The 24,632-nt window shown below is 73.5% G+C and carries 21 protein-coding genes; 7 read left to right on the forward strand and 14 right to left on the reverse strand.

Annotated features, from left to right (window positions below; translation table 11 throughout):
* Positions 1-81: 81 nt before the first annotated feature.
* The 3 genes from tal to pgl are packed head-to-tail and all read left to right on the forward strand — an operon-like array spanning position 82 to position 3,553.
* A complete protein-coding gene (tal, locus tag IR170_RS01310) occupies positions 82-1,188 on the forward strand; it encodes a transaldolase (RefSeq protein WP_193660918.1) in 1,107 nt (368 codons plus the stop codon).
* Positions 1,185-2,828: a glucose-6-phosphate isomerase gene (locus IR170_RS01315; protein ID WP_193660919.1), complete on the forward strand. Its 1,644-nt coding sequence runs from the start codon at positions 1,185-1,187 to the stop codon at positions 2,826-2,828. The genes tal and IR170_RS01315 overlap by 4 nt, the downstream gene beginning before the upstream one ends.
* Entirely contained in the window at positions 2,825-3,553 is a 729-nt protein-coding gene (gene pgl, locus IR170_RS01320; protein ID WP_193660920.1) for a 6-phosphogluconolactonase, read from the forward strand. The genes IR170_RS01315 and pgl overlap by 4 nt, the downstream gene beginning before the upstream one ends.
* A 97-nt stretch (positions 3,554-3,650) precedes the next feature.
* On the opposite strand, the gene IR170_RS01325 is transcribed toward pgl, so the two are convergent.
* The 11 genes from IR170_RS01325 to uvrA form a co-directional block, all read right to left on the reverse strand.
* Positions 3,651-4,010, reverse strand: a complete 360-nt coding sequence (locus IR170_RS01325; RefSeq protein ID WP_056864339.1) for an RNA polymerase-binding protein RbpA — start codon at positions 4,008-4,010, stop codon at positions 3,651-3,653.
* A 24-nt stretch (positions 4,011-4,034) separates the two neighbouring features.
* Positions 4,035-4,271: a preprotein translocase subunit SecG gene (secG, locus tag IR170_RS01330; protein WP_056864338.1), complete on the reverse strand. Its 237-nt coding sequence runs from the start codon at positions 4,269-4,271 to the stop codon at positions 4,035-4,037.
* 30 nt (positions 4,272-4,301) lie between these two features.
* On the reverse strand, positions 4,302-5,072 hold the full coding sequence (gene tpiA, locus IR170_RS19255; protein ID WP_056864337.1) for a triose-phosphate isomerase: 771 nt from the start codon (positions 5,070-5,072) through the stop codon (positions 4,302-4,304).
* 27 nt (positions 5,073-5,099) lie between these two features.
* A complete protein-coding gene (locus IR170_RS19260; protein WP_319804851.1) occupies positions 5,100-6,311 on the reverse strand; it encodes a phosphoglycerate kinase in 1,212 nt (403 codons plus the stop codon).
* A gap of 1 nt (position 6,312) precedes the next feature.
* Positions 6,313-7,308 (reverse strand): type I glyceraldehyde-3-phosphate dehydrogenase, encoded by a 996-nt coding sequence (gene gap, locus IR170_RS01340; RefSeq protein ID WP_193660921.1) that lies wholly within the window; start codon positions 7,306-7,308, stop codon positions 6,313-6,315.
* A 196-nt stretch (positions 7,309-7,504) separates the two neighbouring features.
* Positions 7,505-8,491 (reverse strand): DNA-binding protein WhiA, encoded by a 987-nt coding sequence (whiA, locus tag IR170_RS01345; protein ID WP_056864334.1) that lies wholly within the window; start codon positions 8,489-8,491, stop codon positions 7,505-7,507.
* A gap of 60 nt (positions 8,492-8,551) precedes the next feature.
* Complete coding sequence (locus IR170_RS01350; RefSeq protein ID WP_251533092.1) at positions 8,552-9,550, reverse strand: gluconeogenesis factor YvcK family protein; 999 nt, start codon at positions 9,548-9,550, stop codon at positions 8,552-8,554.
* The gene (rapZ, locus tag IR170_RS01355) at positions 9,547-10,422 is read right to left on the reverse strand and encodes an RNase adapter RapZ (protein WP_056864332.1); all 876 of its coding nucleotides are present in this window, start codon (positions 10,420-10,422) and stop codon (positions 9,547-9,549) included. The genes IR170_RS01350 and rapZ overlap by 4 nt, the downstream gene beginning before the upstream one ends.
* Positions 10,422-12,497 carry an excinuclease ABC subunit UvrC gene (uvrC, locus tag IR170_RS01360; RefSeq protein ID WP_193660922.1) on the reverse strand — a complete coding sequence of 692 codons (2,076 nt, stop codon included), beginning with the start codon at positions 12,495-12,497 and terminating at the stop codon, positions 10,422-10,424. Before uvrC ends, rapZ begins: the two co-directional genes overlap by 1 nt.
* 70 nt (positions 12,498-12,567) lie before the next feature.
* A complete protein-coding gene (locus tag IR170_RS01365; protein ID WP_193660923.1) occupies positions 12,568-13,047 on the reverse strand; it encodes a Rieske (2Fe-2S) protein in 480 nt (159 codons plus the stop codon).
* Positions 13,048-13,183: 136 nt separating this feature from the next.
* Positions 13,184-16,219, reverse strand: a complete 3,036-nt coding sequence (gene uvrA / locus IR170_RS01370; protein ID WP_319804852.1) for an excinuclease ABC subunit UvrA — start codon at positions 16,217-16,219, stop codon at positions 13,184-13,186.
* Between the two features lie 203 nt (positions 16,220-16,422).
* Here uvrA and IR170_RS01375 point away from each other — a divergent pair, with 203 nt between their 5' ends.
* On the forward strand, positions 16,423-17,130 hold the full coding sequence (locus IR170_RS01375; protein WP_193660925.1) for an MBL fold metallo-hydrolase: 708 nt from the start codon (positions 16,423-16,425) through the stop codon (positions 17,128-17,130).
* A gap of 1,135 nt (positions 17,131-18,265) precedes the next feature.
* On the forward strand, positions 18,266-19,036 hold the full coding sequence (gene map / locus IR170_RS01380; protein ID WP_056903990.1) for a type I methionyl aminopeptidase: 771 nt from the start codon (positions 18,266-18,268) through the stop codon (positions 19,034-19,036).
* 78 nt (positions 19,037-19,114) lie between these two features.
* Here the strand turns inward: map and IR170_RS01385 are convergent, their stop codons facing one another.
* The 3 genes from IR170_RS01385 to IR170_RS01395 form a co-directional block, all read right to left on the reverse strand.
* Positions 19,115-19,774 (reverse strand): sulfotransferase family protein, encoded by a 660-nt coding sequence (locus tag IR170_RS01385; RefSeq protein ID WP_193660926.1) that lies wholly within the window; start codon positions 19,772-19,774, stop codon positions 19,115-19,117.
* 30 nt (positions 19,775-19,804) lie between these two features.
* Positions 19,805-20,407 carry a flavin reductase family protein gene (locus IR170_RS01390; RefSeq protein WP_193660927.1) on the reverse strand — a complete coding sequence of 201 codons (603 nt, stop codon included), beginning with the start codon at positions 20,405-20,407 and terminating at the stop codon, positions 19,805-19,807.
* 76 nt (positions 20,408-20,483) lie between these two features.
* Positions 20,484-21,734, reverse strand: a complete 1,251-nt coding sequence (locus IR170_RS01395) for a DUF480 domain-containing protein (protein WP_193660928.1) — start codon at positions 21,732-21,734, stop codon at positions 20,484-20,486.
* Positions 21,735-21,818: 84 nt separating this feature from the next.
* Between IR170_RS01395 and IR170_RS01400 the strand changes: the two genes are divergently transcribed.
* Positions 21,819-23,183, forward strand: a complete 1,365-nt coding sequence (locus tag IR170_RS01400; protein ID WP_193660929.1) for an FAD-binding oxidoreductase — start codon at positions 21,819-21,821, stop codon at positions 23,181-23,183.
* Positions 23,184-23,302: 119 nt separating this feature from the next.
* Entirely contained in the window at positions 23,303-24,625 is a 1,323-nt protein-coding gene (locus IR170_RS01405) for a dicarboxylate/amino acid:cation symporter (protein ID WP_056864325.1), read from the forward strand.
* Positions 24,626-24,632 lie beyond the last annotated feature (7 nt).

Genomic DNA, 24,632 nt, shown 5'->3' on the forward strand with positions numbered 1-24,632 from the left:
CGCCCACCCCGCACCCGACCACCCGGCAGCAGCCGGCCCCACCCGGCACCGCCCGGCCCCACCCAGCACAGGGAGAAACCCATGAGTGATCGTCTGAAGGCCCTCGCCGACGCGGGGGTGTCCATCTGGCTCGACGACCTGTCGCGCGAGCGCATCGAGAGCGGCAACCTGGCCGAGCTGGTCAAGGAGAGCTCGGTGGTAGGCGTGACCACCAACCCGACCATCTTCGCCGGCGCGATCGCCGACGGCGAGCGCTACGACGAGCAGGTCCGCGGGCTCGTCGCTGCGGGCCACGACGTCGACAAGGTCATCTTCGAGCTCACGACCGAGGACGTCCGCAACGCCTGCGACGTGCTCGCCCCCGTGGCCGACGAGTCCGGTGCCGACGGTCGGGTCTCCATCGAGGTGGAGCCCGACCTCGCCAACGACACCGCCGGCACCATCGCCTCGGCCCAGGCCCTCTGGGCCGCGGTCGACAGGCCCAACGCCCTCATCAAGATCCCCGCCACCAAGGAGGGCCTGCCGGCCATCACCGCCGTGGTCGCCCAGGGCATCAGCGTCAACGTCACCCTGATCTTCGGCGAGCAGCGCTACCGCGAGGTCATGGACGCCTACCTCAGCGGGCTCGAGCAGGCCCGCGACGCGGGCCTGGACCTGTCGGGCATCCAGTCGGTCGCCTCGTTCTTCGTCTCCCGCGTCGACGGCGAGGTCGACAAGCGGCTCGAGGCCATCGGCACCGACGAGGCCCTCGCGCTGCGCGGCCGCGCCGCCGTGGCCAACGCGCGCCTGGCCTACGCCGCCTTCGAGGAGGTGCACGCCAGCGACCGCTGGAAGCAGCTGGCCGACGCGGGCGCCACCGTGCAGCGCCCGCTGTGGGCCTCCACGGGCGTCAAGAACCCCGACTACCCCGACACCCTCTACGTCACCGACCTCGTGGTCGCCGGCACCGTCAACACCATGCCGGAGAAGACCATGCAGGCCTTCGCCGACCACGGCGAGGTCGAGGGCGACAAGGTCAGCGGCCGCAGGGCCGAGGCCGAGCAGGTCTTCGCCTCGCTGGCCTCGGTCGGGATCGACTTCGAGGACGTCCTCGTCGTGCTCGAGCACGAGGGCGTCGACAAGTTCAAGAAGTCGTGGACCGAGCTGGTCGAGACCGTGAAGGGCCAGATGCAGCAGGCCGCGAAGTGACGGCCTGGAGCGCCACCGAGGGTGAAGGCTTCTCGCTCTCCTTCGGCTACCGCGACGAGCGGGCCTACGCCGACCTCGTGCAGCAGCTGGTGACCGACCGGGTCGCCTCCGGCATCGCTGCGCGCGACCGGACCCTGTGGGGCCCGGCCGCCGAGGACGAGGCCGGCAAGCGGCTCGCCTGGGTCTCGCTGTCCACCGAGTCGCGGGGCCTGGTCGACGACATCGCCGCGCTCCAGGTCGAGCACCGCGAGGCCGGGCTCTCCCGGGTCGTGCTGTGCGGCATGGGCGGCTCCTCGCTGGCCCCCGAGGTCATCTGCGGCGAGGCCGGCGTCGAGCTGGTCGTCCTGGACTCCTCCGACCCCGACTTCGTGCGCGCCGCGCTCGAGGACCGGCTCGCCGAGACCGTGGTCGTGGTGTCGTCGAAGTCCGGCGGCACGGTGGAGACCGACAGCCAGCGCCGCGCCTTCGAGAAGGCCTTCGCCGACGCCGGGATCGACCCGGCCACGCGGATCGTGGTCGTGACCGACCCCGGCTCGCCCCTGGAGGAGTCGGCGCGCGACGCGGGCTACCGCGTGTTCCTGGCCGACCCCGAGGTAGGCGGGCGCTACTCCGCGCTCACGGCCTTCGGTCTCGTGCCCAGCGGCCTGGCCGGCGCCGACATCGCGCGGCTGCTCGACCAGGCCGAGGCGGTGCGCCCGGCGCTGGAGGCCGACGGGGTCGACAACCCCGGCCTGCGGCTCGGCGCGCTGCTCGGTGCGGCCAACCTCGCGGGGGCCGACAAGCTGGTGCTGGCCGACGCGGGGTCGACGTACCCCGGCTTCGGCGACTGGGCCGAGCAGCTCGTGGCCGAGTCGACGGGCAAGGACGGCAAGGGCATCCTCCCGGTCGTCGTGGGCTCCGTCGCGGCGCCGAACTTCTCGCCCTCCAGCGCCGACGAGGTGCTCGTGACCTTCGGTCCCGACGCCGCGGCGGCCGAGGCCGCCCGACCGGCCTCCGGCTGGGGCGCCCACGTCGACGCCGGTCTCGGCGCGCAGATGCTGCTGTGGGAGTACGCCACCGCCGTCGCCGGACGCGTCATCGGCATCAACCCCTTCGACCAGCCCGACGTGGAGAGCGCCAAGGCCGCGGCCCGCGAGATGCTCGACGGCGGGGGGGCCTCCCCCACGCCGGTCTTCGTCGACGGGCCCGTGTCGGTCTACGCCAGCGAGGGCTGGCTGCCCGAGGGCACGACGACCGTGGCGGGCGCCGTGGAGGCGCTGCTGGGACACCTCGACGGCGAGCACGGCTACGTCGCGGTCCAGGCCTACCTCGACCGCCACCGCGACGCCGCCCTCGCCGACGTGCGCGACGCGCTGGCCGAGCGCACCGGCCGGCCGGTGACCTTCGGGTGGGGCCCGCGCTTCCTGCACTCGACCGGGCAGTACCACAAGGGCGGACCTGACACCGGCGTCTACGTCCAGGTCACCGGCGACCCCGTCGCCGACCTGGCGGTGCCGGACCGGCCCTTCACGTTCCACGAGTTCCTCACCGCCCAGGCCGTCGGCGACGGCAGCGTGCTGGCCGACAAGGGGCGCCCGGTGCTGCGCCTGCACGTGACGGGCCCCGGGGAGCTGGGCGCGGTCAGCGGAGCCCTGCGGTGAGCACCGAGCCGCGGGTCGAGGTGCACGACGACCCCCGGGTCCTCGCCACCGCCGTGGCCGGCGAGCTGCTGGGCCGTCTGGCCGACGCCCAGCGGGCCGGCCGGGTGCCGCAGGTCGTGCTGACCGGCGGCACCATCGCCGGGCACGTGCACGAGGCGGTGGCCCAGCTGGCGCCGGCGTCCGAGGTCGACTGGTCCCGGGTCGTGCTGTGGTGGGGCGACGAGCGCTTCGTGGCCCCCGACTCCGAGGAGCGCAACGCGGGCGCCGCACGCCGCGCCTTCGTCGACGCGGTGGGGGTGCCCGAGGAGCAGGTGCACGAGATGCCCTCGACGGCCGACGCCGACGACGTCGAGGCCGCCGCCGAGGCCTACGCCGCGACCTTCGCCGCGCACGGCGCCGACGAGCTCGAGGTGGTCATGCTCGGCATGGGCCCCGACGGGCACGTCGCCTCGCTCTTCCCGGGCCAGGCCGCGCTCGCGGTCGAGGACCGCGACGTCGTGGCCGTCCCCGACTCCCCCAAGCCGCCGCCCCAGCGGGTCTCGCTCACCTTCCCGGCCCTGCGCCGTGCCCGCGCGGTGTGGTTCCTGGTGAGCGGCGAGGCCAAGGCCGGCGCCGTGGCGCAGGCCCTCGGCGACGCAGCCGTGGAGCAGATCCCCGCCGTCGGGGTCTCCGGACGCGAGGAGACCACCTGGTTCCTCGACCGCGAGGCCGCCTCCGCGGTCTGAGCCGGCGCGTGCGACCGAGGCACGCGACGCACGCGAGGCCGGCCGCTCCCCTCGGGAGCGGCCGGCCTCGTGGTCTGCGTGGGCCCGTGGCGCGGGCTCAGAAGATCAGGTCGCCCGACTTGCGGCGGCGGCGCAGCAGCGAGAGCGCCTCGTCGAGGATGTCGGCGGCCTCCTGGTCGGAGCGCCGCTCCTTCACGTAGGCCAGGTGGGTCTTGTAGGGCTCGATCTTGGTCGCCGGCGGAGCGTTCTCGGAGTCGCGCCCGGCGGGCAGACCGCACTTGGGGCAGTCCCAGGAGTCGGGCACCGTCGCCTCGACCGAGAAGGTCACGACCGAGCTGTGGGCGTGGGAGCAGAAGTACGTCACCGCCTGTCGCGGCGCCGCCTCACCCCGCTCGGCCTCACCCATCGGGCCGGCGCCGACCCGGCTGCCACGAATAGCGTTCCCTGCTCCAGCCATGTGCGGTCTCCTCAGCTCTCGGGGTCAGGCCTGGTAGGCCAGCAGCAGGCCCAGGGCGATCACGGTGGCGAACCAGATGATGCCGATGCCGACCGTCAGCCGGTCGAGGTTGCGCTCGGCGACCGACGAGCCCCCCAGCGAGCTGGAGACGCCGCCGCCGAACATGTCGGACATGCCGCCTCCGCGGCCCTTGTGCAGCAGGACGAGCAGGATCATCAGCGCGCTCGTGATGACCAGGACGATGGTGAAGACTAGATCCACAGTCGGGAATCCTACGTCACGCGAGCCGGGTCACAGGACCGGCATGTCGGAGAAGCGGCAGATGCCGCTGAACTCATCGACCTGCAGGCTCGCGCCGCCCACGAGGGCGCCGTCGACGTCGTCCTTGGCCATGATCCCCGCGACGTTGCCGGCCTTGACCGAGCCGCCGTAGAGCACCCGCAGACCGTCGGCCGCGGCGTCGCCGTGGACCTCGCGCACCCGGGCCCGGATCGCCCCGCAGACCTCCTGGGCGTCCTCGGGGGTGGCGACCTCGCCGGTGCCGATGGCCCAGACCGGCTCGTAGGCCACGACCAGCCCGGCGACCTGCTCGGCGGTGAAGCCCGCGAGCGAGCCGTCGACCTGGGCGAGGGTGTGCGCGACGTGCTCCCCGGCGCGACGCACCTCGAGGCCCTCGCCCACGCACACGATCGGGACCATGCCGGCGGCGTGCGCCTTGTGGGCCTTGGTGTTGACCACGGCGTCGGTCTCGCCGTGGTGCTCGCGGCGCTCGGAGTGCCCCACGACGACGTAGGAGCAGCCGAGCTTGGCCAGCATCGCGGCCGAGATCTCACCGGTGAAGGCGCCGGAGTCCTGGGTGGAGACGTCCTGGGCGCCGTAGCGCACGGAGAGGCGGTCGCCGTCGACCAGGGTCTGGACCGAGCGCAGGTCGGTGAAGGGCGGCACCACGACGACCTCGACCTCGCCGAAGTCGTGGCGCTTGTCCTGCAGCGTCCAGGCCAGCTTCTGGACCAGCACTACCGCTTCCTGGTGGTTGAGGTTCATCTTCCAGTTGCCCGCCATGAGCGGGGTGCGTGTCGTGGGCACGGTTCAGTCCTCCAGGACGTCGATGCCGGGGAGCGTCTTGCCCTCGAGGTACTCGAGGCTCGCGCCACCGCCGGTGGAGATGTGGCCGAAGGCCGACTCGTCGAAGCCGAGGGTGCGCACCGCCGCGGCGGAGTCACCCCCGCCGACCACCGAGAGGCCCTCGACCTCGGTCAGTGCCTGGGCGACCGCGCGTGTGCCGTCGGAGAACTCCGCGACCTCGAAGACGCCCATCGGGCCGTTCCAGAACACGGTGCGCGCCCCGGAGAGCGCCGCCGCGAAGTCGGCCGCCGAGGCGGGGCCGATGTCGAGGCCCAGGCAGTCGGCCGGGATCGCCGTGGCGGCGACCACCCTGGGCTGCGGGGTGGCCTCGCCGGTCGGGAAGGTCGTGTCGACCACGATGTCACCGGGCAGGAGGATCTCCACGCCCGACTCCGCGGCCCGCGCGAGGTACTCCCGGCAGGTGTCGAGCTGGTCCTGCTCCAGCAGGCTCTTGCCGACCTCGTGGCCCTGGGCCGCGAGGAAGGTGAAGACCATGCCGCCGCCGATGAGGAGCTTGTCGGCCTTGCCCAGCAGGTTGTCGATCACCCCGAGCTTGTCGGAGACCTTGGAGCCGCCGAGCACCACGACGTAGGGGCGCTCCGGGGTGTCGGTGAGCCGGCGCAGCACGTCGATCTCGGTGGCGACCAGGTCACCCATCGCGTGGGGCAGCAGCTGGGCGACGTCGTAGACGCTGGCCTGCTTGCGGTGCACCACACCGAACCCGTCGGAGACGAAGGCGTCGGCGAGCCCGGCGAGCTGCTCGGCGAACTCCCGCCGCTCGGCGTCGTCCTTGCTGGTCTCGCCGGCGTTGAACCGCACGTTCTCCAGCAGGGCGACCTCGCCGTCCTCGAGCCCGGCCACGGTGGAGCGGGCGCTCTCACCGACGGTGTCGGTGGCGAAGGCGACGTCGGCGCCGAGCAGCTCGCCGAGCCGCTCGGCCACCGGGGCCAGCGAGTAGCGCTGCTCGGGGGCACCCTTCGGGCGGCCGAGGTGCGCGGTCACCACCACCCGCGCGCCGGCCTCGGCCAGCGAGCGGATGGTGGGGACGCTGGCACGGATGCGGCCGTCGTCGGTGATGCGCTGCTGGTCGGCGTCGCCCTCGAGCGGGACGTTGAGGTCGGAGCGGACCAGGACCCGCTTGCCCCGCAGGTCACCGAGGGAGGAGAGGTCGCTCACGTCAGAGGGTCTCGCCGATGTAGCCGATGAGGTCGACGAGGCGGTTGGAGTAGCCCCACTCGTTGTCGTACCAGCCGACGACCTTCACCTGGTTGCCGATGACCTTGGTCAGCGGGGCGTCGAAGATGCACGACGCGGGGTCGGTGACGATGTCGCTGGAGACGATCGGGTCGGTGGAGTACTTCAGGAAGCGGCCGTCGGCGGCCTTCTCGATGATCGCGTTGACCTCCTCCACCGTGGTCTCGCGCGAGGCCTCGAAGGTCAGGTCGGTGGCCGAGCCGGTGGGCACGGGCACGCGCAGGGCGTAGCCGTCGAGCTTGCCCTTGAGCTCGGGCAGCACCAGGCCGATCGCCTTGGCCGCACCGGTCGAGGTCGGCACCACGTTGAGGGCCGCGGCGCGGGCGCGACGCAGGTCCTTGTGGATGTTGTCCTGGAGGTTCTGGTCGGCGGTGTAGGCGTGGATGGTCGTCATCAGACCCTTGACGATGCCGAGGTCGTCGTTGAGGGCCTTGGCCATCGGGCCCAGGCAGTTGGTGGTGCACGAGGCGTTGGAGATGACGTGGTGCTGCGCAGCGTCGTAGTCGGTGTGGTTGACGCCCATCACGACAGTGATGTCCTCGTTGGAGGCCGGCGCCGAGATGATGACCTTCTTGGACCCGGCGTCGAGGTGGCCCTTGGCCTTGGTGGCGTCGGTGAAGAAGCCGGTCGACTCGACCACGACGTCGACACCGATCTCGCCCCACTTGAGGTCGGCGGGGTTGCGCTCGGCGAAGGCGTGGATCTCGGTGCCTCCGACGACGATCGCGGAGTCGGTGCTGGAGACGTCGGCGTCGAGGCGGCCCAGGATCGAGTCGTACTTCAGCAGGTGGGCGAGCACCGCGTTGTCGGTGAGGTCGTTGACCCCCACGATCTCGATGTCGGCGCCCGAGGCGCGGACGGCGCGGAAGAAGTTGCGGCCGATGCGGCCGAAACCGTTGATGCCTACGCGAACGGTCACGGGTGGAGCTCCTGCTCTGGAGAGGACGGTGTACTCGGGTGGATCAGGGATGGTTCAGCGTGGTGGATCAGCTCTGCGGGCACGTCGGCCGAGACGGCGTGACGGCCGCCGTCGACCCTAGCGGGTAGCGACCCCGGCGGCGCCGAGCGTCCCGTCGTACGTGCGGGTAACCGTGGGGGCGCACGGACGGTGCTGCTCAGCCCTCGTCGGCGAGCATGTCGGGGGTCAGCGAGGCCTCGGTGTCGGGGATGCCGAGCTCCTCGGCCCGCTTGTCGGCCATCGCGAGCAGCCGCCGGATGCGCCCGGCGATGGCGTCCTTGGTGAGCACCGGCTCGTGGAGCTGCCCCAGCTCCTCCAGGGAGGCCTGCTTGTGCTCGAGGCGGAGGGTGCCGGCCATCTTGAGGTGGTCGGGCACCTCGTCGCCGAGGATCTCCATCGCACGGTCGACCCGGGCACCGGCGGCCACGGCCGCGCGCGCCGAGCGGCGCAGGTTGGCGTCGTCGAAGTTGGCGAGGCGGTTGGCGGTGGCCCGCACCTCGCGGCGCATGCGGCGCTCCTCCCAGGCCATGAGCGACTCGTGGGCGCCCAGGCGGGTCAGCAGCTGCCCGATGGCGTCGCCGTCGCGGATCACCACGCGGTCGACGCCGCGCACCTCGCGGGCCTTGGCCTGGATGCCCAGGCGGCGGGCGACGCCGACGAGCGCGAGCGCCGCCTCGGGCCCCGGGCAGGTGACCTCCAGCGACGAGGACCGCCCGGGCTCGGTGAGCGAGCCGTGGGCCAGGAAGGCCCCGCGCCAGGAGGCCACGGCGTCGCAGCCGCCACCGGCGACGACCGCCGGGGGCAGACCGCGCACGGGACGTCCGCGCTGGTCGAGCAGTCCGGTCTGGCGGGCCAGCGACTCGCCGTCGCGCACCACCCGCACGATGTAGCGGCTGCCCTTGCGGATGCCGTTGCCCTGCACCATCACCACGTCGGAGGCGTGGCCGTAGACCTCCGCGATGTCCTTGCGCAGCCGGCGGGCCGCGGCGCCGGTGTCGAGCTCGGCCTCCACGACGATCCGCCCGCTCACGATGTGCAGACCGCCTGCGAAGCGGAGCATCGAGGCGACCTCGGCCTTGCGGCAGCAGGTCTTGGTGATCTGGGTGCTGGCCAGCTCGGCCTTCACCTGTGCCGTCATCGCCATGGCCCGATCCTCGCACGCGAGTCAATCACCGCGGGCACCGGGACGAGGGCCCCCGAAGCCTCAGGAGTCGGCCATCACGCTCTCAAAGCAGGCCGCCAGGCGGTCGGGGTCGTGGCGTGGGGAACCGTCGTCGTGGGCGACGTCACCCACCACGAGACGGGCTCCGTGGGCGGCCACCTGCTGCTCGAGGAGCGCCCGCTCGCCGGGCTCGTCGCCCACCTGGCGGGCGTCGGCCAGCACCGTGTGGATGCGCAGGTCGGGGGCGTGCTCGGCGAGCACCGCCAGATGGTCCACCGGTCCGAAGCCGCCGGTCTCCCCCGGCTGCTCGGCGAGGTTGAGCACGACCACGACCCGGGCCTCGGTCTCCACCAGCGCCCGCCGCAGGTCGGGCACCATCAGGTGCGGGATGACGGAGGTGAACCACGAGCCGGGGCCCAGCACGACCCAGTCGGCGGCGCGCACGGCGGCGACCGCCTCCGGGCAGGCCTCGGGGGCCGGCGGGTCGAGGTCGACCGCGGTGATGACGCCGGCCGTGGTCGCGACCTCGACCTGCCCGCGCACCGTGGTGAGGGCGTCGGGCGCGCCCGGGTCGAGGCCGCGCACGCGCGCGGTGATGTCCATGGGCGTCAGCGCCATCGGCAGCACGCGGCCGGAGGCGCCGAGCAGCCGACCGACCCAGTCGAGGGCCTGCACGTGGTCGCCGAGCAGCTCCCAGAGGGTCACGATGAGCAGGTTGCCGGTGACGTGGCCGCGCATCTCGCCGTCGCCGGCGTAGCGGTGCTGCAGCACCCTCGACCAGGTCGCACCCCACTCGTCGTCGCCGCACAGCGCGGCGAGGGCCATGCGCAGGTCGCCCGGGGGCAGCACGCCGAACTCGCCGCGCAGGCGGCCCGAGGAGCCACCGTTGTCGGCGACCGTGACCACGGCGGTGAGGTCGTCGACGACCAGCTCGCCCACCAGGCGCCGCAGCGCCTGCAGGGAGGCGAAGAGTCCGTGGCCGCCACCGAGGGCGACCACCGACTGGGCGCGGTCGTGGTCGCGGCGCGAGGGGGGTGTCACTCGCGCCCCAGGTCGCGGTGGGTCGCGGTGGCGTCGAGCCCGGCCTCGACCAGGCGACGGGTGGTCTCCTCGGTCATCGCCACGCTGCGGTGCTTGCCACCGGTGCACCCGATGGCCACGCGCATGAAGCGCTTGCCCTCGCGCAGGTAGCCCTCGGCCACTCCGGTGAGCAGGGGGACGTAGGCGTCGAGGAACTCCTCGGCGCCGTCGCGGGACAGGACGTAGCCCGCGACCTCGGGGTCGCGCCCCGTGCCCGGACGCAGCTCGGGGATCCAGTGGGGGTTGGGCAGGAAGCGCATGTCGGCGACGAAGTCGGCGTCGACGGGGATGCCGTACTTGAAGCCGAAGCTGATGACCCGGATGCGCAGCGCCGTGGAGTCGGGGGTGCCGAAGGCCTCCGAGATCCGGGCCGTGAGCTGGTGGACGTTGAGCGCGGAGGTGTCGATGAGCAGGTCGGCGTCGCCGCGCAGGTCGGCCAGCACCTCGCGCTCGCGCTGGAGCCCGTCGAGCAGGCGACCCGAGCCCTGCAGCGGGTGGGGGCGGCGCGCGGCCTCCTGACGCCGCACGAGCACCTCGTCGGTGGCCTCGAGGAAGACCAGGGTGGTGCGCCGGCCCACCGAGTCGTGGGCGAGGTTGGCCCGCAGCGAGGCGAAGAACGACCCCGAGCGCACGTCGACCACCACCGCGATCGGCTGGCTGAGGCCCTGGCTGTCGTCGACGAGGCGCACCACCTCGCGCACCAGGCTCGGCGGGAGGTTGTCGACGACGAAGTAGCCGAGGTCCTCCAGCTCCTTGGCCGCAGTGCTGCGGCCTGCCCCCGTCATGCCGGTGACGACCACCAGCTCGCCCCGCTCGGGACCGACCTGCTCCATCACGACTCCTCGATGATCTCGCCCGTGGCGGTGTTGACGCTGTAGGTCGGGCCGGCACCGGGCGCGGCGGTGCCCCCGCCGCCCCCGTCACCGACCTTGGTGCCGCCCTTGGCGGACGCCGCTGCCACGGCGTCCTTGATGGCCGCGGCCGTGCGCGGGCCGATGCCCGGCACGGTGGCGATCTCCTCCATCTCGGCCTCGCGCAGCTTCTTCAGGGACCCGAAGTGCTTCATCAGGGTCTTGCGGCGCACCTCTCCCAGGCCGGGCACGTCGTCGAGGGCGCTCTCGACCATGCTCTTGGAGCGTCGCGAGCGGTGGTGGTTGATGGCGAAGCGGTGGGCCTCGTCGCGGATCCGCTGGAGCAGGTAGAGACCCTCGGAGGAGCGGGCCAGGATGACCGGGTCCTCCTGGGCCGGCAGCCAGACCTCCTCCAGGCGCTTGGCCAGGCCGCAGACGGGGATGTCGTCGATCCCGAGCTCGTCCAGGGCCCGCTGGGCGGCCGCCACCTGGGGCGGCCCGCCGTCGACGACGACGAGGCCGGGGGCGTAGGCGAACTTGCGGGGACGGCCGGTCTCGGGATCGACCAGCATCGGGCCGCTGGAGGGGTCGCCCGCGTCGCCGGGGCGCACCTCGGAGCGGGCCTGCTCGTCGAGCAGCCGGCGGAAGCGCCGGGTGATGACCTCGTGCATCGAGGCCACGTCGTTCTGGCCGTCGACGCCCTTGATGACGAAGCGGCGGTACTCGCCCTTGCGGCTCAGGCCGTCCTCGAAGACCACCATCGAGGCCACCACCTCGGTGCCCTGGAGGTTGGAGACGTCGTAGCACTCGATGCGCAGCGGCACGTCGTCGAGGTCGAGGGCGTCCTGGATCTCCTCCAGCGCACGGTTGCGGGTGGTGAGGTCGCTGGCGCGCTTGGTCTTGTGCAGCGCCAGCGACTGCCGGGCGTTGCTGGCCACGGTCTCCTGCAGCGTCTTCTTGTCGCCGCGCTGCGGCACGCGGATCTGCACCTTGCCGCCGCGCAGGTCGCCGAGCAGCTCCTCGAAGGTGGCCAGGTCGGGCGGGAGCGCCGGCACCAGGATCTCGCGCGGGATGGCGTCGCCCTGCGCGTCGCGGCCGGCTCCGGCGTAGAGCTGGAGCAGGAAGTCGTCGACCAGCTCGGCGGTGCCGCCCTCGTCGACGCGGTCGGCGACCCAGCCTCGCTGGCCGCGGATCCGGCCGCCGCGCACGTAGAAGACCTGCACCGCGACCTCGAGGGGGTCCTCGGCGAAGGCGATCACGTCGGCGTCGGCGCCGTCGCCGAGCACGACGGCCTGCTTCTCCAGCGCCCGCTGCATCGCCCCGAGGTCGTCGCGCAGCCGAGCCGCCTTCTCGAAGTCCATGGCGTCGGAGGCGGCGTACATCTCCTTCTCGATGCGACGCGTGAAGGGCCGGGTCTGCCCGCCCATGAAGTCACAGAAGTCGTCGACGATCGCGCGGTGCTCCTCCGCGCTGACCTTGCCCACGCAGGGCGCGGAGCACTTGTCGATGTAGCCCAGCAGGCAGGGGCGCCCGATCTGGGCGGAGCGCTTGAAGACGCCGTTGCTGCACGAGCGCATCGGGAAGACCCGCAGCAGGATGTCGACGGTCTCGCGGATCGCCCAGGCGTGGCTGTAGGGGCCGAAGTACCGCGTGCCGCGCCGCTTGGCGCCGCGCCCGACCATGACGCGGGGGTACTCCTCGCCGACGGTGACGGCCAGCCAGGGGTAGGACTTGTCGTCGCGGTACTTCACGTTGAAGCGCGGGTCGTACTCCTTGATCCAGGAGTACTCCAGCTGGAGCGCCTCGACCTCGGTGTTGACCACCGTCCACTCCACCCCGGCGGCGGTGGTGACCATGGTGGCCGTGCGCTGGTGGAGGTTGGCGATGTCCTGGAAGTACGAGGAGAGCCGCGCGCGGAGGTTCTTGGCCTTGCCGACGTAGATCACCCGGCCGGCCGCGTCGCGGAACCGGTAGACCCCCGGCTGGGTGGGGATCGACCCCGGCTCGGGCCGGTAGGACAGCGGGCCGCGGGAGGGTCGGGCGGATCGGGACGGCACGCCTCAACCCTACGGTCGCCCACCGACGGTCCGCGCCGGCGGGCGCCCCGCGGGGCGACGGGGCGCGCCGTCAGGCGAGCGTGACCTCGTCGCCCGACACCGTGACCGGGACCGCCGCCAGCGCCTCGGTGGCGGGCCCGTCGGTGGGCTCGCCGGTGTCGAGGGCGAAGACGCTGCCGTGGCAGGTGCAGACGATGCCGTCGGCCGAGACCTGGGAGACCAGGCAGCCCTGGTGGGTGCACACCGCGGAGAAGGCCTTGAACTCCCCCTCGGTCGGCTGGGTGACCACGACCTCCTCCTCGGAGAGGATCGCGCCACCCCCGACCGGCACGTCGGCGGTGGGGGTCAGGCTCGCGCCGGCCGGGAGGTCGGCGGCGGGGTCGCTGGCCGCCTCCTCCTCGCCGCCGCAGGCGGCCAGCACCGGCAGGGCCACCCCGATCCCCGCGACGCCGCCGAGGGCGCGGCGCCGGGTCAGGCCACCGCGGCGGGTGGTCGTGGTGGGGTCGAGGGTGCTCCCGGTGTCGGCGGGGGCGGGCTCGGTGCTGGTCATGGTCGTCGTCCTCTCGTGACGGCGGGTGGTTGAGCGCGAGGGTAGCCAGGCGGTCTGTGGAGCGGCTGAGGACCGACCCAGGGACCGGCGACCGGTGGCCCCGGCCACCGCCGCGGCTCCCGACCTCCGAGGCTCCCTACTTCTTGGCGGCCGTCTTCTTGGCGGTCGTCCTCTTGGCGGTGGTCGCCTTGGCCGGCTTCGCCGCGCGGGCAGCGGCGCGGTCGTTGGCGACCTGGGTGGCGGCCTGGCGGCGGGTGGCACGCGCCGGGGCCGGGGCCTCCGACGCCGCGAGGCGACCACGTGGCTGTGTGGCCTCCTTGCCCTCGAGCAGCGGGCGGAGGTAGCGGCCGGTGTGGCTGGCCTCGACCGTCGCGACCTTCTCGGGCGTGCCCTCCGCGACGACCACGCCACCGCGGGACCCGCCCTCGGGGCCCATGTCGACGAGCCAGTCGGCGGTCTTAATGACGTCGAGGTTGTGCTCGATGACCAGGACGGTGTTGCCCTGGTCGACCAGGCGGCCCAGCACCAGCAGCAGCTTGCGGATGTCCTCGAAGTGCAGACCGGTGGTCGGCTCGTCGAGCACGTAGACGGTGCGGCCGGTGGAGCGCTTCTGCAGCTCCGCGGAGAGCTTGACGCGCTGCGCCTCGCCTCCCGAGAGGGTCGTCGCGGGCTGACCGAGGCGGACGTAACCGAGCCCGACCTCCACGAGGGTCTTCATGTGGCGCGCGATGGCCGGCACGGCGGCGAAGAAGTCGACGGCCTCCTCGATCGGCATGTCGAGGACCTCGGCGATGGTCTTGCCCTTGTAGTGCACCTCGAGGGTCTCGCGGTTGTAGCGCGCGCCGTGGCAGACCTCGCACGGCACGTAGACGTCGGGCAGGAAGTTCATCTCGATCTTGATGGTGCCGTCGCCGGAGCACGCCTCGCAGCGCCCGCCCTTGACGTTGAAGGAGAACCGGCCCTGGAGGTAGCCGCGCATCTTGGCCTCCGGGGTGGAGGCGAAGAGCTTGCGCACGTGGTCGAAGACGCCCGTGTAGGTGGCGGGGTTGGAGCGCGGCGTTCGGCCGATGGGCGACTGGTCGACGTGGATGACCTTGTCGACGTGCTCGAGGCCGGTGATCGCGCGGTGGCGGCCCGGGAGGGTGCGCGCGTTGTAGAGCTGCTTGGCCAGCGAGGTGTAGAGGATGTCGTTGACCAGGGTGGACTTGCCCGAGCCCGAGACGCCGGTGACGGCGACGAAGACGCCGAGCGGGAACGTCACGTCGACGTCGCGCAGGTTGTGCTCGCGGGCGCCGAGCACCTTGAGCTCGCGCCCGACCGTGCGCGGGCGACGGCGGGCAGGCACCGGGATCTCACGACGGCCGGAGAGGTACTGGCCGGTCATCGAGTCGGGGTGGGCGTACAGGTCCTCGACGGTGCCGCTGTGCACCACCTGGCCGCCGTGCTCGCCGGCCCCCGGACCGATGTCGACGACCCAGTCGGCGACCTTGATGGTGTCCTCGTCGTGCTCCACCACGATCAGGGTGTTGCCGAGGTCCTTGAGCCGCACGAGGGTCTCGATGAGGCGCTGGTTGTCGCGCTGGTGGAGCCCGATCGACGGCTCGTCGAGCACGTAGAGCACGCCGACGAGACCGGCGCCGATCTGGGTGGCCAGCCGGATCCGCTGCGCCTCGCCGCCCGAGAGCGACCCGGACGGTCGGTCGAGGGAGAGGTAGTCGAGCCCGACGTCGAGGAGGAACTGCAGGCGCTCCTGGATCTCCTTGAGCACCCGCTCGCCGATCTGGCGCTCACGGGCCGAGAGCTCGAGGGAGCCGAGGAACTCCGAGGCCTCGTTGATCGGCAGGGCGCAGACGTCGGCGATGTTGCGACCGCCGAGCAGCACCGCCATGGAGACCGGCTTGAGCCGACTGCCGCGGCAGGTGGGGCACGGCACCTCGCGCATGAAGCCCTCGAAGCGGTCGCGGCTGGTGTCGGACTCCGCCTCGCGGTGGCGGCGCTCGACGTAGCCCCGCACGCCCTCGAAGTCGGCGTAGTAGGCCCGCTCGCGCCCGTAGCGGTTGCGGGTCACGACGTGGACCTTCGTGGCGTGGCCGTCGAGCAGCGCCTTCTGCGAGCGCGCCGAGAGGTCCTCCCACGGGGTGTTGAGGTCGAAGCCGAGCTCGTCGCCCAGGGCGTCCATGAGGCGCAGGAAGTAGTCGGCGACGTGGGCGCCGGCCCAGGGCTGGATGGCGCCCTCGCCGAGCGTCGCCGAGGGGTTGGGCACGACGAGCTCGGCGTCGACCTCCAGCTTGGTGCCCAGGCCGCTGCAGGCCGGGCAGGCGCCGAAGGGCGAGTTGAACGAGAACGACCGCGGCTCGAGGTCGTCGGTGTCGATGGGGTGGTCGTTGGGGCACGCCATCTTCTCGCTGAACTTCATCTCGCGCCCGGGGTCCTTGGCGTCGAGGTCGACGAAGTCGAGCACGACAAGGCCGCCGGCCAGGCCCAGGGCGGTCTCCACGGAGTCGGTGAGGCGCCGCTTGGAGGACTCCTTGACCGCCAGCCGGTCGACCACGACCTCGATGGTGTGCTTCTTCTGCTTGTCGAGCTTCGGTCCGTCGGACAGGACGGTGTCGAGGGAGTGGGTCTCGCCGTCGATGCGGGCGCGCGAGAAGCCCTGGGTCTGCAGCTGGCGGAAGAGCTCGACGTACTCCCCCTTGCGACCGCGCACGACCGGTGCGAGGACCTGGAAGCGCCGGCCCTCCTCCAGGGACAGCACGCGGTCGACGATCTGCTGCGGGGTCTGCCGCTCGATGGGGGCGCCGCAGGTCGGGCAGTGGGGGCGCCCGGCGCGCGCGTAGAGAAGGCGGAGGTAGTCGTAGACCTCGGTGATCGTGCCGACCGTCGAGCGGGGGTTCTTCGAGGTCGACTTCTGGTCGATCGAGACCGCGGGCGAGAGGCCCTCGATGAAGTCGACGTCGGGCTTGTCCATCTGGCCCAGGAACTGGCGGGCGTAGGCCGAGAGCGACTCGACGTAGCGACGCTGGCCCTCGGCGAAGATCGTGTCGAAGGCGAGCGACGACTTGCCCGAGCCCGAGAGACCGGTGAAGACGATCAGCGAGTCGCGGGGAAGGTCGAGCGACACGTCCTTCAGGTTGTGCTCGCGAGCACCCCGGATGATGAGCTGGTCCTGCACTGGAGTCCCGTCCTGGTGGCGTGGAGGAGTCGAACAGACGTTCGTCATGGTACGTCGGCGTCCGCCGCAGGGGCGGGTCGGCACGTCCGGCCACCATCTCACGCACCACCGACAGCGGGGCCACACCCCGATGGGCAGCGGAGCCGCCCGCGCCGGGTGAGCCCGCTCACGGGGGGCACCCGCCGGCGCGGCAGGATGGGGACATGACCCCACCGAGCGACACCCCGGCCCCCTCGGACTACGACGGCGACGTCTCCCCCGGCGGCCCCGCCCAGACCCGCGAGCTGGCCCACCTCGTCATCACCAAGGTCGCCGTCGACCCCGAGATGTCCAACAACTGCTACCTGCTGCGCTGCCGCCACACCGGGGAGCAGGTGCTCGTCGACGCCGCCGCCGACGCCGCCACGCTGCTGGGCCTCGTCGGTGAGGCCGGCCTCGACACCGTCGTCACCACCCACCAGCACTGGGACCACCACCGAGCGCTGGCGGAGGTCGTCGCCGCCACCGGGGCCGAGGTCGTCGTCGGCACCCCCGACGCCGACGCCGTCACCGAGCAGACCGGCGTCACCGTGACCCGCCGGGTCGGGGCCGGCGACACCGTCGCGGTCGGCGACTGCACCCTGCAGGTCGTGCCGATCGCCGGCCACACCCCCGGGTCGGTCGCGCTGGTCTACGACGACCGCCCCTCCGGGGGCCGGCCCCACCTGTTCACCGGCGACTCGCTCTTCCCCGGCGGCGTGGGCAACACCTTCGGCGACGAGGCCGCCTTCGCCCAGCTCGTCGACGAGGTCGAGACCAAGCTGTTCGACGCCCTGCCCGACGAGACGTGGTTCTACCCCGGCCACGGCGGCGACTCGACCCTCGGCGCCGAGCGCGCGTCGATCCCGGAGTGGCGCGCCCGGGGCTGGTGACCCGCTCGCGGCCCTCGCCGCGTGGGTGAACGGTGGGGGTGGCGGCGTACGACAGGTCGGCACCCACTGGACCTGTCGTCTCCCGCCACTTCCGCCTGGTCGGCCACCGGACCGGTCAGCGGGCTCCAACCACGCCCCGCCCGGCAGCACCTCCCGCCGCCGGGCGGCCCGCCCGGGAAGTGGCGGCGTACGACCGCTCCGCACCTGCTGGACCGGTCGTCTCCCGCCACTTCCGCCCGGACGGGCCACCGGGACGTTCACCGGGCTCCGACCACGCCCCGCGCCGCAGTGCCTCCCGCCGCGGGCCGGCCCGCGGCGAGAAGTGGCGGCGAACGACCGCTCCGCACCTGCTGGACCTGTCGTCTCCCGCCACTTCCGCCCGGTCGACCACCGGGCCGGTCAGTGGGCTCCAACCACGCCCCGCGCCACAGTGCCTCCCGCCGCGGGGCGGCCCGCGGCGAGAAGTGGCGGCGTACGACCGGTCGGCACCTGCTGGACCGGTCGTCTCCCGCCACTTCCGCCCGGACGGGCCACCGGGACGTTCACCTGGCTCCAACCACGCCCCGTGCGGCAGTGCCTCCCGCGGCAGGGCGGCCCGCCCGAGAAGTGGCGGCGAACGACCGGCCGGCACCCGCCGGATCGGTCGTCTTCCGCCACTTGCAATCGGACGGGTCACCGGGACGTTCACCGGGCTCCAACCACGCCCCGCACGGCAGCGCTTCCGCGGCTGGCCGGCCCGCCCGAGAACTGGCGGCGAACGACCGCTCCGCACCTGCTGGACCTGTCATCTCCCGCCACTTCCGCCCGGTCGGCCCCCGGGCCGGTCAGTGGGCTCCAACCACGCCCCGCGCCGCAGTGCCTCCCGCCGCGGGGCGGCGCGCGCGAGAAGTGGCGGCGAACGACCGCTCCGCACCTGCTGGACCTGTCGTCTCCCGCCACTTCTGCCCGGTCGGCCACCGCGCGGTGAGGTCCCGTTCGGAACCGCGCGGGCCGGTCGCGGAGCAGCGACGCCACCCGGCGCGCCCGCGGTGGCGACCCGACCGCGTGGTGCCCGCCCCGCGGCGGGACGATCGAGCGGTGCGCGGCCCGGGACCCCGGGCCGCCCGTCTCCCGGGGCGCGCCTAGGCTCGACCCCGTGATCGAGCTGCGCACGCCCACCCAGATCGAGCAGATGCGACCCGCGGGGCGCTTCGTGGCCGAGGTGCTGACCCGCCTGCGCGAGGTCGCCGACGTGGGGGTGAACCTGCTGGAGCTCGACCGGGTCGCGCACGACATGATCCGCGAGCGCGGGGCGGAGTCGTGCTACATCGACTACCACCCGTCGTTCGGCGCCTCGCCCTTCGGCAAGGTGCTCTGCACGTCGGTCAACGACGCCGTGCTCCACGGCCTGCCCCACGACTACACCCTGCGCGACGGCGACCTGCTCAGCGTCGACTTCGCCTGCGCCGTCGACGGCTGGGTCTCCGACTCCGCGCTCAGCGTCGTCGTCGGCACCCCGAGGCCGGAGGACCTGACGCTCATCGAGACCACCGAGCGGGCCCTGGCCGCGGGCATCGACGCCGCCCGTGTCGGCAACCGCGTCGGCGACATCTCGGCCGCGATCGCGGCCGTGGCCCACGAGGCCGGGCTGAGCGTCAACACCCAGTTCGGCGGGCACGGCGTGGGGCGCACCATGCACGGCGAGCCCCACATCGCCAACGACGGCCGCGCCGGTCGCGGACTGCGGCTCAAGGCCGGTCTGGTCATCGCGATCGAGCCGTGGTTCCTCCACACGACCGACGAGATCGTCACCGACCCCGACGGCTGGACGCTGCGCAGCGCCGACGGGTCGCGCGGCGCCCACTCCGAGCACACCGTGGCCATCACCCCCGACGGGCCCCCGCTCGTGCTCACCGCGCGCGACTGACCCCCACGCCGTACGCCGGGACCGTCCGGGCCGGGTCGACAGCCGGGCCCGGCGACGGCTCGGCGACCGCTCGGCGGCTCAGCGCCCGGGCACGTGGCCGCGCGGCGGGGCCCACTGGCCCTCGGCGCGCAGGTGCTCGTAGATCTCCAGCTCGGGGCGCAGGTGGTCCTCGAGGCGGCGCCGCAGGGCGCGGCTGAGGTCGGGCCGGCTCGTGGAGGTCGACCAGTTCTTCATGGTGACCTCCAGCGGCTCGCCGATCTTCTCGGCGATCCAGCCCTCCCACACGTCGGGGCGCTCGAGGGCGAAGAGGCGGTCGACGGCGATGTCGAGGTCGGCCGAGAGCGCGATGAAGCGGGCCTGGCGGCCCTTGAGCGCGCCCGGTGCGCCGTCGAGGTAGGCGCCGACGAAGGAGTCGAAGCTGACGTCGGCGGTGGAGTTGGCCGCGCGGGAGTTGTCGTCGTCCTGCAGAGCGGGGCGCTGGCGGTAGCGCCACCACGACTCCAGCCAGGCCACCGGCTCGCGGAACAGCGAGACCAGCTCGTAGTCGTCGCGCTGGTAGCCGCCGGTCTGGAGCACCGGCGCCATCCGGTTGGTGAAGGTGCGCGCGTTCATGTGCTTGAGGCGCGGGTTGATCCGCATCATCACCTCGGCGCGACCCATGAGGCTCGTGACGAGGGTGGTGGAGGCGCACTTGGGCATCGACAGCATGACGAAGCCGTGGCCGGGCAGGGCGATCACGACGACGAACCTAGCCGACCCGGGCCGGCGTCAGCCCAGCCGGCGGTAGGCGCCGCGGTGGAAGAGCAGCGGCGGGGCGTCCGCACCGCCGGGCCCCTCGGCGAGGGCCAGCACGCGCCCGACCACCACGTCGTGGTCACCGGCCTCGTGGACCGCGTCGATCGCGCAGTCGACGTGGGCGACCGCGCCGTCGAGCCGGGGCGCCCCGGTCGTGGGCGACGCGGTCCAGCCCACTCCCGCGAACTTGTCCACGCCGCGGCTGGCCATGCGGGTGGACAGCTCCTGCTGGTGCTCGGCGAGGACGTTGACGCAGAAGCGGCCCGCCTCGCGGACGCGGGGCCACGCGCGGGAGGACCGGGCCAGCACCACCAGCACCAGCGGCGGGTCGAGGGAGACGCTGGCGAAGGACTGGCAGGTCACGCCCACGGGCCCCTCGGGGGTGTCCGCGGTGACCACGGTGAGCCCGGAGGCGAAGGAGCCGACCACGTCGCGGAAGCGACGGTCGGTGAGCGGGTAGGCCCGCCCGTCGAGGTGGTACTCGGGATCGGCGTCGTCGGCGAGCCAGGCCGGGGCTCCCGGCTCGGGCTCCGTGCCTGTGCCGGGCCCGTCGTGGTCGGAGCCGGCGGAGGTCATGGCACCCACGCTAGCCAGCCCCGCGCCCGCCCCCGGCGGGTGGGTCGGGCGGCGGACCACCCCCGACCACCCCGGGCTACCCCGGCCGGCGGGCGAGCACGTAGAGCCGCTCGGTGGTCTCGCCGTGGTGGAGCAAGGGCCCTCGGTGGTACCACTCGACGTCGACCAGACCCGCGGCCCGGACCGCGGCGAGCACGCGCGCCGGCTCGTGGAGCACCAGGGCGAGGTCGACCTCGCGCTCGAGCCAGGAGTTGGTGCGGCGCACCGCGGGACCCGCGGCGGAGGCCGCCTGGAGCGCCAGCACCAGGTGACCGCCGGGCGCGAGGGGCCGCACCAGGGCGGCGACGGCGTCGTCGAGCTCGGAGGGCGCGAGGTGGATGAGGGAGTACCACGCCAGCACCGCGCCCCACCCGGGCGCCGTCGTGGGTCGCATGAGCCGCCGCAGGTCGCCGACCTCGTAGGCCCCGTCGGGGAAGCGACGCCGGGCCTCGGCCACCATCGCCGGGGACAGGTCCACCCCCGAGGCGTCCGCGCCCAGCGAGCGCAGCAGGGCGGTGGTGTGGCCGGGCCCGCTGCCGACCTCGACGACCGGTCGGCCGTCGGCGAGCGCGACGACCCGGCCCAGCAGCCACGTCTCCAGCCCGAGGGGGCCGTGGGCGCCCTCGGCGTACTCCTCGGCGAAGCGGGCGGCGTAGGGCTCGGCCAGTGCGTCGTAGGAGGCGCGGACGCGCTCGTCGCGCGCCTCCGGGCCGTCGGCGAGCACCGACTCCCGCTCGTCGGGGCCGGCGGCGGCCGGTCCACCGGTCGCCGTCGTGTCGGCCTCGACCGGCCCCAGGAGGTGGGCCCACCGGCTGTCGAGCCGGCCCGAGCGCGGAGAGACCTCGCGCACCAGGGGCCGCTCCCGCGCGGCGAGGCGCAGCAGGCACGCGTCGACGGCGTCGCGGTCGGCGAAGGGGTGGAGCCGCTCGGTGCGGGTGCGGAGCTCGCCGGGGGCCTGCACCCCCCGCAGCAGCAGCACGGTCAGCAGCGCGCGCTCGTCGGGCCCGAGGTCGAGCTCCTCCTCCAGCACCTGGTGGTACTTCAGCGTGCGACGACCGGAGTCGGACCAGACGATCCTCACCAGCCCGCGGTCTTTGAGGCCGCGCGCCACCTGCTCGACCTGCTGCTCGTCGTAGGCCACCACCGGGTCGCGGCTGGAGGTCTGGTTGCAGGCGGTGCGCAGCGCGTTGAGGGAGAGCGGGTACGACGCGGGCACCGTCACCTGCTTCTCCAGCAGCGCGCCGAGCACCCGCTGCTCCTCGGGCGAGAGCGGCTCGGGGATCGGCATGGGCCGACCCTAGCCGCGCGCGACGGCCCCGCCCGGCCGCCCGACGCCGAGGTCGGCCCCGACCGCTGTGGGTACGGTCGGCACATGACCTGGGACGCCCTGCCTGCCGGAGTGCTCATCGACGACCCCGACGTCGTCGCGGGCTACGCCCACGACCAGTCGCGGCTCACCGAGCGCGCCACGCCGTCGGTGGTGCTCGCCCCGCGCAGCACCGCCGAGGTGCAGGCCTGCCTGCGCGCCGCCTCGGCGGCCGGCGTGGCCGTCGTGCCCCGGGGCGCCGGCAGCGGCCTGGTGGGCGGCGCCAACGCGCCGGCCGGGAGCGCCGTGCTGTCGCTGCACCGGATGGACCGCGTGCTGGAGGTCGACCCCGTCGAGCGGCTCGCGGTCGTGCAGCCGGGGGTCGTCACCGGCGACCTGCGCTCCGCCGCGGCCGGTGCCGGGCTGTTCTACCCGCCCGACCCGGGGTCGGTCGCCTTCTGCACGGTCGGCGGCAACGTCGCCACCGACGCCGGCGGCATGTGCTGCGTCAAGTACGGCGTCACCGGCGACTTCGTGGAGGCCCTGGAGGTCGTGCTCGCCGACGGCCGGGTCCTGCGCACCGGCACCCGCACGGTCAAGGGCGTGGCCGGCTACGACCTCACCAGCCTCTTCGTCGGCTCCGAGGGCACCCTGGGCGTGGTCACGGAGATCACCGTGCGCCTGCTGCCGGCGCCCGCCGCACCGCAGACCCTCGTGGCCTCCTTCGACCGCCTCGCCTCGGCCGGCGACGCGGTGGCCCGGATCGCGGCCGCCGGGCTGACCCCCTCGCTGCTGGAGGTGCTCGACCGCACCACGGTGCGGGCCGTCGACGCCCACGCCGGCATGGGCCTCGGCGACGTCGCCGCCCTGCTGCTGGTGCAGTCCGACGACGCCGGGCCCGGGGCGGCGGCGCTGCTGGAGCAGGTGGAGTCGCACTGCACCGGCGCCGGGGCCGTCGACGTGGCGCGCAGCGACGACGCCGAGGAGGCGGCGATGCTGCTCGAGGCGCGACGCCTCGCCCTGCCCGCGCTCGAGCGCCTGGCCGCCGACCGCGGCGGCGACTGGCTGCTCGACGACGTCTGCGTGCCCCGGGCCCGGGTGGTCGACCTGATCGGCGCGGTCGAGGCCGTCGCCCACGAGCTCGGCCTGACCATCGGCGTCTTCGGGCACGCCGGCGACGGCAACCTGCACCCCACGATCGTCTACGACCACACCGACCCCGACGGACGCGCCACCGCGATGCGCGCCTTCGACCGGATCACCGAGGCCGCGCTCGCGCTGGGGGGCACCATCACCGGCGAGCACGGCGTGGGCACGCTGAAGAGGCACTGGCTGACCCGCGAGCTCGACCCCGTCGCCCTCGACGTGCAGCGGGCCCTGCGACGCACCTTCGACCCCGCCGGCGTGCTCAGCCCCCACGCGGTGCTCTAGCCGCCCCGCGCGCCGGACCTCCTGCCCCGGGGCCGACTGTGCGGCGCACCACCCGGGCCGCAGGAATCGTGCGGGCCGCCGACCGGTTGGGCAGGAGTCCCCTCCGGAAAGGCAGTCCCGTGAAGCACGCACTCTCGGCGGTCCGCAGAACCCCGTTCTGGGCCCAGATCGTCCTCGGCCTGGTGCTCGGCGTCGTCCTGGGCCTGGTGGCCCGCACCTGGGACGTGGCCTGGCTGGCCACGACCCTCGACACCATCGGCAGCACCTTCGTCGGCCTGCTCACCGCGGCCGTGCCGCCGCTGGTCTTCGCCGCCATCGTGGTCAGCGTGACCAACCTGCGCGAGGTCTCCAACGCCGCGCGGCTGGCCACGCAGACGCTGGTCTGGTTCGCGATCACGTCGCTGGTGGCCGTCACGATCGGCATCACGCTGGGCCTGCTCACCAACCCCGGCAGCAGCGCCGACGTCTCGGCCGCGGGCGCGACGTACGAGGGCACCAGCGGCTCGTGGCTGGACTTCCTCACCGGCCTGGTGCCGGCCAACGTGCTCGGCCTGGAGATCGAGGAGGGCGCCGCGTCCTTCAACGTGCTGCAGATCGTGGTGGTCGCCCTCGTCGTGGGCGCCGCCTCGCTGAAGGCCGGCGAGAAGGCCGAGCCGTTCCTGGGCTTCATGCGCTCGGCGCTGGCCGTCGTGCAGCAGGTCCTGTGGTGGATCATCAAGCTGGCCCCGCTCGGCACCCTCGGCCTGCTGGGCCGCGCCGTCGCGACCTACGGCTGGGACCTGGTGGCGCCGCTGGCGGTCTTCACCGTCGACGTCTACGTCGGCTGCCTGCTGGTGATGTTCGTGGTCTACCCCGTCATCCTGCGCCTGCACGGCCTGTCGCCGGTGAAGTTCTTCTCCGGCGCCTGGCCCGCGATCCAGCTGGCCTTCGTCTCGCGCTCCTCGGTGGGCACGATGCCGCTGACCCAGCAGGTGACGACGCGCAACCTCGGCGTGCCGCAGGAGTACTCCTCCTTCGCGGTGCCGCTCGGCGCGACCACCAAGATGGACGGCTGCGCGGCCATCTACCCCGCGCTGGCCGCGATCACGGTGGCGCAGATCTTCGGCATCACCCTCGGCGTGCAGGACTACCTGCTCATCGCCTTCGTGTCGGTGGTCGGCTCCGCCGCCACCGCGGGTCTCACCGGCGCCGTCGTCATGCTGACGCTGACCCTCACCACCCTGGGCCTGCCGCTGGAGGGCGTGGCGCTGCTGCTGGCCATCGACCCGATCCTCGACATGATGCGCACCGCCACCAACGTGGCCGGCCAGGCGCTCGTGCCGACCATCGTGGCCCGCCGCGAGGGCATCCTCGACGTCGACGCCTACCACGCGCCGCGTCGCGGAGCCCCCGTCGGCGACACCCCCGAGCCGGTCCGCGAGCCGGAGCCGGCCGGGGTCTGACCAGCAC

Source organism: Nocardioides kribbensis, assembly GCF_015070375.1.
Classification (GTDB): domain Bacteria; phylum Actinomycetota; class Actinomycetes; order Propionibacteriales; family Nocardioidaceae; genus Nocardioides; species Nocardioides kribbensis.

Bases quoted from the DNA above. Each gene is read 5' to 3' on its own strand.
- rapZ (WP_056864332.1), bottom strand. From the start codon at position 10,422: ATGGAGCAGGTCGGTCCCGAGCGGGGCGAGCTGGTGGTCGTCACCGGC.
- whiA (WP_056864334.1), bottom strand. From the start codon at position 8,491: ATGGCGATGACGGCACAGGTGAAGGCCGAGCTGGCCAGCACCCAGATC.
- IR170_RS01375 (WP_193660925.1), top strand. From the start codon at position 16,423: ATGACCCCACCGAGCGACACCCCGGCCCCCTCGGACTACGACGGCGAC.
- IR170_RS01325 (WP_056864339.1), bottom strand. From the start codon at position 4,010: ATGGCTGGAGCAGGGAACGCTATTCGTGGCAGCCGGGTCGGCGCCGGC.
- IR170_RS01365 (WP_193660923.1), bottom strand. From the start codon at position 13,047: ATGACCAGCACCGAGCCCGCCCCCGCCGACACCGGGAGCACCCTCGAC.
- IR170_RS01395 (WP_193660928.1), bottom strand. From the start codon at position 21,734: ATGCCGATCCCCGAGCCGCTCTCGCCCGAGGAGCAGCGGGTGCTCGGC.
- tal (WP_193660918.1), top strand. From the start codon at position 82: ATGAGTGATCGTCTGAAGGCCCTCGCCGACGCGGGGGTGTCCATCTGG.
- IR170_RS01400 (WP_193660929.1), top strand. From the start codon at position 21,819: ATGACCTGGGACGCCCTGCCTGCCGGAGTGCTCATCGACGACCCCGAC.
- IR170_RS01390 (WP_193660927.1), bottom strand. From the start codon at position 20,407: ATGACCTCCGCCGGCTCCGACCACGACGGGCCCGGCACAGGCACGGAG.
- tpiA (WP_056864337.1), bottom strand. From the start codon at position 5,072: ATGGCGGGCAACTGGAAGATGAACCTCAACCACCAGGAAGCGGTAGTG.